Below are 10,415 nucleotides of genomic sequence, written 5' to 3' on the forward strand. Positions count from 1 at the left end.
CGTCCCATGGCGACGCGTACGAGACCCTCCGCGTATTCCTCAAGAGTTACAAAGGGCCTTTGTCGCCCTCCTGATCGTCCTTGTCATCCGCCGCCTGTGTCAGCGGTCGCCCGCCATTGGTGAGGATCGAGGCGAACGTCGAAAGCTGTGGCAGAAGCTCGAGCAGAGGCGTGCACGCCACCGACATCATCATCTCGCGGGCGGCCTTGCCTTCCAAGCCAAGCCCTGCGACCACGGTGTCACCCATCGCCTTGACGTTGAGCCTCTGAATGGCGCCAATCAGCGGCGCGAGGCCGTCATATTTGCCGGACAGCGTGATGATCGCGTCCGGGGAAGGAATGAGTTCATAATCCACGCCGTCGATCTCGACGGCAACGCGGGCTTTCTTGAGGTCTGCGAGAGACATGGTTCACCTTACGCTTGAGGAAAAGGGCCGCCGCACTCGTGGCGGCCCCGAGGGAAGCGGCTTACTCAGCCGCCGGGACTTCGATGATGTCGGAGTTGATGCCGAAATCGAACTGCAGCTTGATCACGTTGTCCGGGCCGGTGCCCATCACGCGCTTGAAGGCCATGACCTTGCCGCGGTAGTAGGCAACCGTGCCCGAGGGAACGGTCGTGAAGGTATGGGTGCCGCTCTGGGTGCCCGTGGTGGTGATCGCCGAGCCGCCAGATGTCGCCGACAGCGTGAAGGTGTCCGACGTGGGGACAGTCTTGACGTAGTAGTCGGTCGCAGCGGCCAGACCGGTCGGCAGCGCGCCGGTGGTCGAAAGCTGGATCACGTCGCCCACTTCGAGGCCGTGGCCCGTGGCAGTGAAGACGCCGGGCGCGGCGATGGTGACGGTGAAGGTCGCGGAACGCGCCACCGGTGCGTCGTTGAACACCACCTTGGCATTGAAGTCCTGCGGCGACGCTTTTGCCGCCTTCACCGCGATCTGGCCGGGATCGGTAGCGTCGAAGCCGGCGATGAGCTGCTGGACGCCGGCATCGTTCGAACCTTTGAGGTGCTGCGCGCGGGAATCGTCGAGGCCGAGGAACTTGACGTCCGTGGCAGTATCGCCGAAATCGCCGACCGTCTCCATCGGCTTGACTTGGGTGTAGGTGTCGGCCTGGAATGCGGCGAGCGCGGTTGCGTAGGAGGTGAAATCGATGCTGGCGGTAGTGCCCAGGTAGAATTTTGCACCGGCTGTGGCGAAAATGGACAAGGTCGGTCTCCTTCGTTGGGATCGGCCGCTTCACAGCGGTCGGGGGTTGAGCCAGAGGCTTCCTTCTGGTCTGACGCCTCACGGCGCGGTGACGCTGGGACTGGCGCGTCTCACGACGGGCCGAGCCGGCTTGCTGGGCCGGTTTCTCTACGGTTGGGCGAACAGGTCGATCGTCAGCGTGACGCGGCGGCCGACATCGGTGTCGTCATCGACGGGCGCGGGCACCGGTCCGCGGGCGCGGATCATCACGACCTTGTAAAGGTTGACCGTGAGCGCTTGCGGCTGGCGGTGGAACAGCAGGCGGATTTTCTCCGCGATGCTGTCGACGGTGCGCAGGTCCTTGGACTGTTCGCCATAGGTCGAGATGTCGATCGAGACGGTCGGGCGGTAGTCGCTGAGGCCGTCGCCGTCGAGCAGCGCGGCGATCGGCCCGATGACTGTAGAGGGCGCCACCGCATCCGCCGGAATCGGCCGCCGCGTATGCACCGACGGCTCGCCGTTGAACAGGCCGTGCAGATTGGCAATGGCAGTGTTGGCGATGATGGCGGCGCGCAGGCCAGGCAAGAGCCCGTCGAGCGAGGGCGCGCTCATTTCAGCACCGCCGCGATTTCCTCGGCGAAGTCCTTGTTGATCTCGTCCTGCTTGTTGGCGAGCGCCTGGCGGGCGAAGGGACGCGGCTCCATGTTCTGCGTGCCGTGCTCGAGCGCTTCGGCATGCGCGGCCGACCAGACGGCGGTACCGCTGATCGCCTTGGTGTCGTACTCAGCGTGGCCGGACTGGACGAGGCGGCCGGTGTCGCTCGCCGGCGGTTCGCCCGGCGCCGAGGCCTGGTGCTTGATGCCGCGGCGCTCATAGATCTTGCCCGACTTCGGCGTGTCGAGGATCAGGCTGGTGCCTTCCTCGACCACGCTCTCGGTGGCGCGCACCACGGCCTGCAGCGCCGCCTGACGGACCTTGGCCATCACGGCCGCTCCGTTCCATTGGACGCTCAAGGCAGTCTCCGGTCTGTAGGGACTATTTCGGCCGACTTCGCTTTCGCGTCCGGCTTTTGGTGAGGACTTGCGCCACCTCGCCGATGAGGCCTGCGACCTTCTCGCTCTCCGCCTCGTCGAGCGTACCGAGAAGCGGCCGCAATGCCTCGGCGATGCGGCTGGCAGCGTCGTCCGCGTTCGTCTCACTCAAGCGTTCAACGATTTCCCGATTCAGGCTCTTGCCGCCCTTGCGACGCATGCCTTCAACGATGTCAGCGAACAGGTCTTCCGGCAAACGAACATGAAAGTGGCGCGGCGGGGTCTTCTTCATACCCGCCACTTATCCACAAACCCTATCCCGCTGAAATGCTTCCACAAATGGCCAATATTGCGAAAAGCGGTACTACTTTATTAACGCTGCTCACAAGATGTAACGCACAGACACAGTCAGCGAGCTTAGACTTATTGTCAGCCTGACCATTGGGGATCCGGGAATTGCCTCAGACTGACATGGGAGCCGTCGAGCGGCGCAGCGCTTCGATTGCTCAAGCATTCTGCCGACATGCGGCCAACGAAGAAGTCGTCGGCCGAACTACAGCGATAGATGAAGCCGTCGCCGAGATGATCGGCGCCGTCGAGTTCCTGGCGAAGACACTTGGCAAGACTCACGCCCGCCGGGTTGTCGCCGCTATGCTCGAAGTGACCTAGGCGGTCTGGTCTCTGATCTCGAAGCACTGGAGCGCATAGGTGGCGTTCGCCGGGTCGATGCTTTCGATGGCGCGCACCTTGTGCCATGCGCTGCGGATCAGGACCTGATCGTCCTGCTTCGGCGCGGTGCCGATGCTGCCGGCGATGATCAGCACGCGCACGTCGGTCGAGGGGATGCCGGCCTGGGCGCGGAAGGTCGCGGTATAGTCCTCGCGGATGCCCTCGAACGGGTATGTCGCGACGCTGCCGCTGTTCGGATCGCCGAAACTGTCGTTGCCGGTGCCCGGCACCTCGCGGCGCAGCGTGCCTTTCAGCAGCTTGCCCTTGAAGGCCTTGGCGATCGTCTTGGCGAGCTGGGCCTCAAGCTGACTGGCCATCGCCTTCGGCCGGCTGGGTTTCCTCGGTGGTCTCAGCGACCGGCTCGCTGGTCTCAGCGACCGGCTCGCTGGTCTCGGCCGGCGGCGGCTCCGCTTCCGGTTCGGGCGCGGGCTCCTCGACCGGAGCCGGTGTGTCGGTGGCCGGCGGCTGCACTGCTGCGGCGCGCTGCTCAACCTCCAGTTCGATCAGCGCGTCAGCGTCGGCGACATCGGTGATCGGCTCGGCGCCGGGCTGGAGCGCATTGGCGAGCGCGATGCGGTCGGCCTCGGCAAGCTCTTTCCAGTGCTCCGGAATATTTTCAGGAATATTTTGCACGACATTTGTTGTCGGGTTCAACGCTGCCTCGCGGCGCGCGATCTCCGCTTCGATGATGGCGATGGCGGCATCCTTATTGCGGATGGCGCTGTCGGTGAATTTCGCGGCGAGTTGCCGGATGGTCGGGCCGCCCTTGATCTCGGGGAGCCATGGCAGATCGCGCCAGCCTTCGGCGATTTCCTCGCCGATGTGCTCGATCTCGGCCTCCACCGCCTCGACCATAAGGATCTTGCGTGCCTCGTACATCTGGCGCAGGCGCCTGGTGTTGACGAGGGTCTTGTCGATGGGATCGCCGGGAACGAGGTCCTGGCCGCCAAGGATCATGACCTTGTTGGCGACGAAGTCTCGTTCCCGGTCGAATAGTTTGAGCCAGATGGACGCTTTTGCCATTGCTTGTTGTCCTCTGCTTGGATTGGGTGACCGGCGCCCGGTTAGGCGATGATCGAGGTGAAGAAGACGCCGCAGGTCGCCGCGACGAGCTTCTGGTCGTAGGCCATTTCGCCTTCGACGCGGTCAGCCTTGAGGTGCTGCATGCGGAAGGACGAGATCACCTGGCCCATGTTGCCCTGCCCCGGCAGGTAGCCGGTCCACGAGAAGGTGTAGCCGCCGGACGGCTGCAGGATCGAAGGCTGCGGCGCGGCATAGACGAGAAGCGCCTTCTTGCCGGCGATGAACGCCGTGGTCATCGACGTTTCGAAGGTCGGGTTCTCGGCGCTGGTGGCCTGGATGCCATCCATGATCGAGATCTCGTCGAGCTCGAAGAGCGCGGCGGCAGCCTGGCGAGAAACGATCGCCGGGTTGTTGTTGCCCGAGGTGTACTTGATGCGGTCGATCAGGTCCGGGTGTTCCGACAGCTGCGTCCACACCTGGCGGCCGAGCACCAGTTTGTTGGGGCGAAGGCCGTTGAGAAGGTGGATGTTGTCGGACTGCGCCTTGACGTCGCTGATCGGGTTCGACGCGGCGTCGTTCCACTGCAGCACCTGGTTGGTAGAAGGCGAGGACGCAACACCGGTGATGTCGCCGTTGGTGCCGTCGATTCCGGTCCAGACGCTGGTGGTGAAGTAGCTCGCAGCCCAGGTCACCTCGCGGCTGATCAGGCCCTGCTGCGAGAGCCACAGCGTGGCGTCGCGGTCCATGTTGAGCGGCGAGTCCGCATTGGCGCGGATCTGGTCGTCGACGTCCTTATGCAGGCCCCAGACATTGGCGAAGTACGTCGGCGTGGAGTCGATCTTCCAGCCGCTGCCAGCCGATTCCGTGCCGGGCGCGCGCTTCTGGTACTGGTTCCTCCAGAAGTCCGAGCGGTCATAGCGGAAATACCGATCGGCCTGTTTCATGACGGGGATGTTCGGGAACACCTTGTCGGCGACGAAGCCGGCTGCGTCCTGCATGTAGGCGATCGAGATGTTGGTGAGCGGCCGATTTACGTGGACCGCGCTTGCCGTAGGATTGGGCATTTAAGTCTCCATTTGTAGGAAAACGGCGTCGTCGCGACGCGGTTGATGGGAGGGTGGAAAGCGCTGGTCTTACGGAACAGCGGCCTGCGGCTGGAACTCGATCGAGCCGATCAGGTTGGCGCCGGCGGGGTTCTCGACCACGGTGCCGAGGACGAAGTTGCCGGTGGCGCCGGTCTGCACATCGCCGCTGGCATTGGTCGCGATCGCCACGCCCGGGTTGACCGAGGCGGAGAAGCGAACCTTGGTCTGGCCGGCGACGGCGACGGTAGCGGCCTTGCCGGCCGCATCCGGCGTGTTCTGCAGCACGCCGATGGCGCGCTCGCCGGCGGCGGAGCAGGCGATGACCTGGCCGCTGGTGTTGAGCTTGACGAACCGGAACTGCGAACCCGACAGGTCGGCGCCTGCCGGATACGTCCGGGTATTGAGGGTGCTTTCGGTAGCCATCTAGGCCTCCTGGAGGGTTGCTTGCCGCTGGCGCGGCGCCAATGAAAAGGCCGCCCGGAGGCGGCCTGTTGGTGAGGATGCTTGGGAAGCGTGGCTTACTGCGCCTGCGGCTGTGCCCGCTTGGCATAGAGCTCGCGGCCCTTGTCGGTCTCGAGCACCTGGCTGTAGGCCTTCGCCTTCGAGATGTTCTCTTTCTTGGCGAGGTCGTCGGCCATCTTCTCGAGCTCGGCCTCGGGGCTGCCCGCGACTTCGTGCTTGTTGATGCCGACGGTCGTGAAGGCGGCGGTTGCCAGCTTCTCAGCCTGCTTGAACACCGCATCGAAGGCCTTGCGGACATTCTCGTCAGCGACCTTGCTGATCGCCTTGAGCATGCCGGCGCGCTCTGCCGTGGTGCCGGGAACGTGGGAAAACTCGTCATCGGCGCGCTTTTCCATGCGCGCGTTCTCGGCGTCGTCACGGGCCTTCTGCATCTCGGCAGCCTGCGCCTTGAAGATGGCAAACGAGGCTTCGCCGACGGCGGACTTGCGCACTTCGGTCTCGCCGACCTTGAGCACTTCGTCGTTCTTGGCGAGGTCGGCCGCCTTGGTGAGGTCGGTGACCTTGGTGTTGGCCGTTGCGAGGTCCGCATTGGCCTTGGCGAGGTCGGCTTCCGCCTTCTCCGCGCGCTTGGTGAGATCGGCAACCGACTTTTCCAGGTCGGCGACCTTCTTGGCATCGTCAGACATCGGATTCTCCTTGTTCCTGACGTGATCGCCGGACTGCCCGGCATAGGTGACCGCGCTTTTGGCGAGGTCGGTGAAAACTTTCTCCATCTCGGCTTCGGCGTCGGGAATGGCCGCCGTCACCGCCGATTTGAACTGGTCGATCGATGTGGCGATGGCCGCGACCTTGCCGGCCTCGTCCATGGCGGTGTCGGCGACGATCGAACGGATGGAATCGGTGAGCGCATCGAAATACGGCCAAAGCTCCTGGCTGACTTCCGACTGGCGCCGACACTCTTCCGTTGCGGCGAACAGATCGGCAAAGGAGCGCGGGCCGGGCGGATTGCCGGAACTTGACATAACGCCATAGAGGTCCTTGGCGATGCGATCGGCGTCGATCTTCGCGCCGCCGGCGCGCTTGATGATCGCAACCGTCGCATGCTCCTGGCAGGGGCGATCGACCGCGGCGATCTTGTCCAGCCGGAGACCCGTGAGGATGCGTGTCTTGGCCATCAGACCTCCTGCTCCATCGACGAGAGGCGAGCCCCTTCGATGCTGAATCCGGTGTATTCACCGCTCTTGAACTTCGCGAGCACATCGGCCGGCGGACGATATGCCACCATCAGGCCGGTGCGGTCGGTGGTGATGCCCATGGTCTTGGCGATCTCAGTCGTCATCGGCCAGGCGCAGACGAAGGTTCCCTTGTCGGGCCCGGCGTGCATCTCGTTGCCGGCGCGGGCGCCGCTCATGAAATCGATGGTGGCCTTGAGCATGGCGTCTTCCGGGATATGCTCCGGAACGCGCTCGCCGCCCTTGTCGATATTGAGGTCGTAATAGTCCTCGCCATTGATCTTGCAGACGATGGCCCAGCCGAAGACCATGCCCAGGCTCTCGTCGACCTTGCAGATGCGGATCGAAGGATCGGCCATCTTCATGGCGTTGCTCACGGGTTCGAGATCCTTGTACTTGACCGGAATGTTGTCCTCGCCGTCGAGCCAGGCAGCGCTGGCACGATGATGACCGTCGGCGATGTAGTTGCGGCCGTTCATGTGCACCACGACCGGCGGCTTGCCATGCTTCACGCCGCGCAGCGCCTCGACCTTCTTCGGATCGACGCGGTTCTGCATGGCGACCAGGCTGTCGACCGGAAGCGTCTTGTCCGGCAAAAGCTCCGGATTGGTGAGCACGCCGAAGAAGCGCGGCTTCTGGTCGGAGCGAAGGTTGCCCAGCGCCGTGGCGTCATACGGGAAGGGGGTGTGCGCCGTGTCCTCGTCGAGCGGCTTCAGCGAGCGCGGCGCGTCCTTTGCCATCGCATCCTTCTTCGGCTTCTTGCCCTTCGGCCATTGCGTCGAAGGCACGTGCACGTCGCCGGAACCGGGCTGGCTCATCAGTTCACCAAGGCCGGCTGCTTTGGCGCCGAGGCCAGCAAGTTCCAGCGCGTCACCTCGACCAAGTGGGCGTCGGTGCAGGCGATCTCGATCAGTCGATCGCCAGTGAGGTGGTGCTTGGTCTTGCGCATGCGGATTCGGACGCATGGCAGCGGCACGCCTTCCAGTGTGCCCCAGCTCTTCTTGTGGCGGAGCGCTTCCTCGCGATCGGGCGGTCCGGCGATGTCGAAATCAGGCTCGCCGCGGTCCTCGGCGAAGGCCTGGACCTGCGCCATCGCTTCCGGCTCGCGGGAGAGCAGCGCTTGCAGTGCCGGCGGCGCGAAGACCGCCCATTTCACGATCTGGGTCATCCGACATACACCGCAAGAAGATCCTTCGGAACGCTGATGCCGCAGGCGAGCCCGTAGAGCGCGATGGTCGGTGGTGTGCCGACCTTCTCCTGCCAGACATAGCCGGCGACTGTCGTGATCACGCCTTCCGGCACGTAGACGACCTCGTCGCCGATCTGGAACTGCGCGGCGATGCGCTGCGCGTCGGCGTCGTTGGGGTCTGAGATCACGGGGTACGCCTCTTTATTTTCAGTGTCTGCACACAGCGGCAGTTGATCACTTCCGAAGCCGGAGCGGCCGGATCGTGCGGCCGCATCAGCCGGTTGCCGGCGCCGGAGATAAACGCTTCCTCGGTGCCCTCGACCTTCTGGCCGTTCATGGCGGCGTGGCTATCGCGGGTGCGGCTGTCGCGGGTGGCGCGCCAGGTGCGCTCGACCATGTCGCTGGTGATGTTGGCTTCGGCCGCGACCTGCTTGAACGCCTCGTCGCGAGCCTGGCTGACGACATTTCCGGTCTCGGTGCGGGCGATCGTCTCGGCGCGAGACATCAGGTACCGATCCCGGTACCGGTCGACCATGGCGTCGACCTGCTTCGTACTCAGCGGCTCGCCGGTGTTCACGGCGCGCTGCACCGTCCTGTCGAAGCGGCGGTCGCGGATGTCGCGGTCCAGCGCCTCGCTCGACCCCTGGGCGAGCAGGTTGCGGTAGTTCTGGATCGCCGCGAGCTGTCTGGCCGTGAGCCCGATGGCATTGCGGAACGCGGCGGCGGTACCGATCGGGCCTTCGCCATCGATCAGCGCCTGCGTCAGCGCCGTCCGCACTGCTTCCCGCTGGGTCGCCGTGAAATCCTGGATGAAGTTCAACTGCGCATCCGCCATCAGGTCGGCGGCGCGCTGATAGGTCGGATCGAACGAGATGCCCACTGCCGGCGAGATCCGGTTGACCTGCTCGGCCAGAGCTTTCGTCTCGTCATTGGCCGAGGCGATGAAGACGCTCGACACCACCGGCGCCATGCGCACCACGTAGCGATCGACGATCTTGAGCGCGCTCTCGACATCGGAGCGGCCGAGCAGCTCGGCCACCTCACGCATCACGACTTGTGAGCGGACATTCTGGACAAAGGTGAGGAACGCCTGCCTGACGGAGCGTTCCATTTTCGCGACGAGTTGTTCGACGCGCAGATGATCGTCGGATTTACGCTTGGCGAAGCTTGCGTCGAGCGCATAGCGTGTCAGCGATGAGGCGCGCGCCATCAACTCAGCCAATTCCACGCCCTCCGCTGCAAGATGCTTCGGATCGTCGATGCATTGACGCCGAACTCTGCAGCGAGCGATTTCACCGGTTGCGTCCGCCAACGGTGCCAGTGCTTCGTGCACCATCCCCTGGCTCTTGCCGGCTTGCGGCAACCTTCGATCGAACAGGAGGAACCCATCTCTAAACTCGCTTACGACCCCCGTGACCCGGCGCAGGATCTCAACGATCCGGCGACATGGAAGGAAACAGACAATCCCGCACTGCTCACCGCTTCGAAGCGGATCGAGCGCGGCGAGGACTATTGGCGTGGCGTGGCGATGCTCGCCGAGATGTGGGACGAGGAGAACCGGCCCGGCGGACTGGTGCCGCCACTGCCGATTTGATTTTGACGCGTGAAAAGCGAAAGGCAGAGGACCATTGACCCGGTTAACAACGCCGATCGATCCTCTGCCTTCTGGCGCACCCTGGCACGTGCCTGTGAAACTGTCGGGCTTGGAGCCGCCTGTTGGCGAGCCGTGCCCGCCGGTTTCTCGTTTCGCCATGCACGCCGATGTACCGGAAACGGTCGTGGTCGCGGCCGGGGAGTGTACCGGCGCTCGGTGTTCGATGGGCCTTTTTATGTCATGCCCAGGACCGCGTATTGGGGCCGGTAGTTGGTGCGATGTTTATTCCCGTTGGCCGAGTAGTCTGGCCGCCTTGTGCATCAGGGAGCACCAACGCTCTGATCCCGATGCCCACATGCCCTTACCACCTTGCGGCAAAGGCCCCTCATGGATCTCGCGCCGGTCTCTCCCGGCTGTCACCGCTTCCTCGGCCTGCAAGGGTATTGCGGTTACCCCATCTACGACCCCGAGGTGGAGGGATTGCCTAGCGCGGATTAAGCGTTCCATTCCTCTGTCTTGCCAAAGCCAGTTCCCGCGCAGGAAAAGCTCTATTTGCAGGTTGCCACCTGATTTGGTGCCATTCTGGTTACATCACCCGCGCCCTGTCAAGAGCGGCTGTGCAAATCCTCAGTAGAGCGCGACGACCGTCGCGGTGGTGCCGGTCGCCTTCACCCGCCTTGCGCGCACCAGGATCACGGTGCCAGCGGGGACTGCGGTGCGCGTGATGGCCGCCGTATCCGCTGCGGCGATGCAGGCCACGTCGCCTGTGGCGATCACCTCGAGCGCATTGCAGACGCCGCCCGGCAGATCGTTGCTGTCATCCGGCGTTACAGCGACCTGCGAAGAGGCCGGCAAGATCATCTTCCCGTAGGGCTTACCCATCGATCCT

17 protein-coding genes are annotated in these 10,415 nt (G+C 64.1%); 2 read left to right on the forward strand and 15 right to left on the reverse strand.

What is annotated here, in order from left to right; translation table 11 throughout:
* Positions 1-46: 46 nt before the first annotated feature.
* The 5 genes from EN781_RS00120 to EN781_RS00140 all read right to left on the reverse strand — a co-directional run bounded on the left by EN781_RS00120 (position 47) and on the right by EN781_RS00140 (position 2,504).
* Entirely contained in the window at positions 47-406 is a 360-nt protein-coding gene (locus tag EN781_RS00120) for a hypothetical protein (protein ID WP_127399575.1), read from the reverse strand.
* Positions 407-467: 61 nt separating this feature from the next.
* Positions 468-1,202, reverse strand: coding sequence for a hypothetical protein (locus EN781_RS00125; RefSeq protein ID WP_127399576.1), 735 nt, complete (start codon positions 1,200-1,202; stop codon positions 468-470).
* Positions 1,203-1,349: 147 nt separating this feature from the next.
* The gene (locus tag EN781_RS00130; RefSeq protein ID WP_127399577.1) at positions 1,350-1,793 is read right to left on the reverse strand and encodes a hypothetical protein; all 444 of its coding nucleotides are present in this window, start codon (positions 1,791-1,793) and stop codon (positions 1,350-1,352) included.
* Entirely contained in the window at positions 1,790-2,164 is a 375-nt protein-coding gene (locus EN781_RS00135; protein ID WP_127399578.1) for an HK97-gp10 family putative phage morphogenesis protein, read from the reverse strand. Before EN781_RS00135 ends, EN781_RS00130 begins: the two co-directional genes overlap by 4 nt.
* 52 nt (positions 2,165-2,216) lie before the next feature.
* Complete coding sequence (locus EN781_RS00140; RefSeq protein ID WP_127399579.1) at positions 2,217-2,504, reverse strand: hypothetical protein; 288 nt, start codon at positions 2,502-2,504, stop codon at positions 2,217-2,219.
* 179 nt (positions 2,505-2,683) lie between these two features.
* On the opposite strand from EN781_RS00140, the gene EN781_RS00145 reads away from it, so the two are divergent.
* On the forward strand, positions 2,684-2,881 hold the full coding sequence (locus EN781_RS00145; protein WP_127399580.1) for a hypothetical protein: 198 nt from the start codon (positions 2,684-2,686) through the stop codon (positions 2,879-2,881).
* Here the strand turns inward: EN781_RS00145 and EN781_RS00150 are convergent.
* The 9 genes from EN781_RS00150 to EN781_RS00185 form a co-directional block, all read right to left on the reverse strand.
* Positions 2,878-3,258 carry a hypothetical protein gene (locus EN781_RS00150; protein WP_127399581.1) on the reverse strand — a complete coding sequence of 127 codons (381 nt, stop codon included), beginning with the start codon at positions 3,256-3,258 and terminating at the stop codon, positions 2,878-2,880. The genes EN781_RS00145 and EN781_RS00150 overlap by 4 nt on opposite strands.
* A complete protein-coding gene (locus tag EN781_RS00155; RefSeq protein ID WP_127399582.1) occupies positions 3,242-3,964 on the reverse strand; it encodes a hypothetical protein in 723 nt (240 codons plus the stop codon). Before EN781_RS00155 ends, EN781_RS00150 begins: the two co-directional genes overlap by 17 nt.
* Before the next feature lie 41 nt (positions 3,965-4,005).
* Positions 4,006-5,028 (reverse strand): major capsid protein, encoded by a 1,023-nt coding sequence (locus EN781_RS00160; RefSeq protein WP_127399583.1) that lies wholly within the window; start codon positions 5,026-5,028, stop codon positions 4,006-4,008.
* A gap of 69 nt (positions 5,029-5,097) precedes the next feature.
* Entirely contained in the window at positions 5,098-5,472 is a 375-nt protein-coding gene (locus EN781_RS00165) for a hypothetical protein (RefSeq protein WP_127399584.1), read from the reverse strand.
* A gap of 95 nt (positions 5,473-5,567) precedes the next feature.
* On the reverse strand, positions 5,568-6,686 hold the full coding sequence (locus EN781_RS00170; RefSeq protein ID WP_127399585.1) for a hypothetical protein: 1,119 nt from the start codon (positions 6,684-6,686) through the stop codon (positions 5,568-5,570).
* The gene (locus tag EN781_RS34040; protein WP_189347209.1) at positions 6,686-7,561 is read right to left on the reverse strand and encodes a ParB N-terminal domain-containing protein; all 876 of its coding nucleotides are present in this window, start codon (positions 7,559-7,561) and stop codon (positions 6,686-6,688) included. The genes EN781_RS00170 and EN781_RS34040 overlap by 1 nt, the downstream gene beginning before the upstream one ends.
* Positions 7,561-7,911 (reverse strand): hypothetical protein, encoded by a 351-nt coding sequence (locus EN781_RS34045; protein ID WP_189347211.1) that lies wholly within the window; start codon positions 7,909-7,911, stop codon positions 7,561-7,563. The genes EN781_RS34040 and EN781_RS34045 overlap by 1 nt, the downstream gene beginning before the upstream one ends.
* Complete coding sequence (locus tag EN781_RS00180) at positions 7,908-8,120, reverse strand: hypothetical protein (RefSeq protein WP_127399586.1); 213 nt, start codon at positions 8,118-8,120, stop codon at positions 7,908-7,910. The genes EN781_RS34045 and EN781_RS00180 overlap by 4 nt, the downstream gene beginning before the upstream one ends.
* Positions 8,117-9,295, reverse strand: a complete 1,179-nt coding sequence (locus EN781_RS00185) for a phage minor head protein (RefSeq protein WP_189347213.1) — start codon at positions 9,293-9,295, stop codon at positions 8,117-8,119. Before EN781_RS00185 ends, EN781_RS00180 begins: the two co-directional genes overlap by 4 nt.
* Between EN781_RS00185 and EN781_RS34050 the strand changes: the two genes are divergently transcribed.
* Positions 9,287-9,526, forward strand: coding sequence for a hypothetical protein (locus EN781_RS34050; RefSeq protein ID WP_189347215.1), 240 nt, complete (start codon positions 9,287-9,289; stop codon positions 9,524-9,526). The two genes, EN781_RS00185 and EN781_RS34050, sit on opposite strands and share 9 nt — an antisense overlap.
* A gap of 627 nt (positions 9,527-10,153) precedes the next feature.
* Here the strand turns inward: EN781_RS34050 and EN781_RS00190 are convergent.
* Complete coding sequence (locus EN781_RS00190) at positions 10,154-10,408, reverse strand: hypothetical protein (RefSeq protein ID WP_127399588.1); 255 nt, start codon at positions 10,406-10,408, stop codon at positions 10,154-10,156.
* Between the last annotated feature and the right edge of the window lie 7 nt (positions 10,409-10,415).

This window comes from Mesorhizobium sp. M4A.F.Ca.ET.090.04.2.1, from assembly GCF_003999085.1.
Lineage (GTDB): Bacteria > Pseudomonadota > Alphaproteobacteria > Rhizobiales > Rhizobiaceae > Mesorhizobium.

Coding starts and splice junctions, on each gene's coding strand:
- EN781_RS00120 (WP_127399575.1), bottom strand. CDS start 406: ATGTCTCTCGCAGACCTCAAGAAAGCCCGCGTTGCCGTCGAGATCGAC.
- EN781_RS00130 (WP_127399577.1), bottom strand. CDS start 1,793: ATGAGCGCGCCCTCGCTCGACGGGCTCTTGCCTGGCCTGCGCGCCGCC.
- EN781_RS00135 (WP_127399578.1), bottom strand. CDS start 2,164: ATGGCCAAGGTCCGTCAGGCGGCGCTGCAGGCCGTGGTGCGCGCCACC.
- EN781_RS00140 (WP_127399579.1), bottom strand. CDS start 2,504: ATGAAGAAGACCCCGCCGCGCCACTTTCATGTTCGTTTGCCGGAAGAC.
- EN781_RS00145 (WP_127399580.1), top strand. CDS start 2,684: ATGGGAGCCGTCGAGCGGCGCAGCGCTTCGATTGCTCAAGCATTCTGC.
- EN781_RS00150 (WP_127399581.1), bottom strand. CDS start 3,258: ATGGCCAGTCAGCTTGAGGCCCAGCTCGCCAAGACGATCGCCAAGGCC.
- EN781_RS00155 (WP_127399582.1), bottom strand. CDS start 3,964: ATGGCAAAAGCGTCCATCTGGCTCAAACTATTCGACCGGGAACGAGAC.
- EN781_RS00160 (WP_127399583.1), bottom strand. CDS start 5,028: ATGCCCAATCCTACGGCAAGCGCGGTCCACGTAAATCGGCCGCTCACC.
- EN781_RS00165 (WP_127399584.1), bottom strand. CDS start 5,472: ATGGCTACCGAAAGCACCCTCAATACCCGGACGTATCCGGCAGGCGCC.
- EN781_RS00170 (WP_127399585.1), bottom strand. CDS start 6,686: ATGGCCAAGACACGCATCCTCACGGGTCTCCGGCTGGACAAGATCGCC.
- EN781_RS34040 (WP_189347209.1), bottom strand. CDS start 7,561: ATGAGCCAGCCCGGTTCCGGCGACGTGCACGTGCCTTCGACGCAATGG.
- EN781_RS34045 (WP_189347211.1), bottom strand. CDS start 7,911: ATGACCCAGATCGTGAAATGGGCGGTCTTCGCGCCGCCGGCACTGCAA.
- EN781_RS00190 (WP_127399588.1), bottom strand. CDS start 10,408: ATGGGTAAGCCCTACGGGAAGATGATCTTGCCGGCCTCTTCGCAGGTC.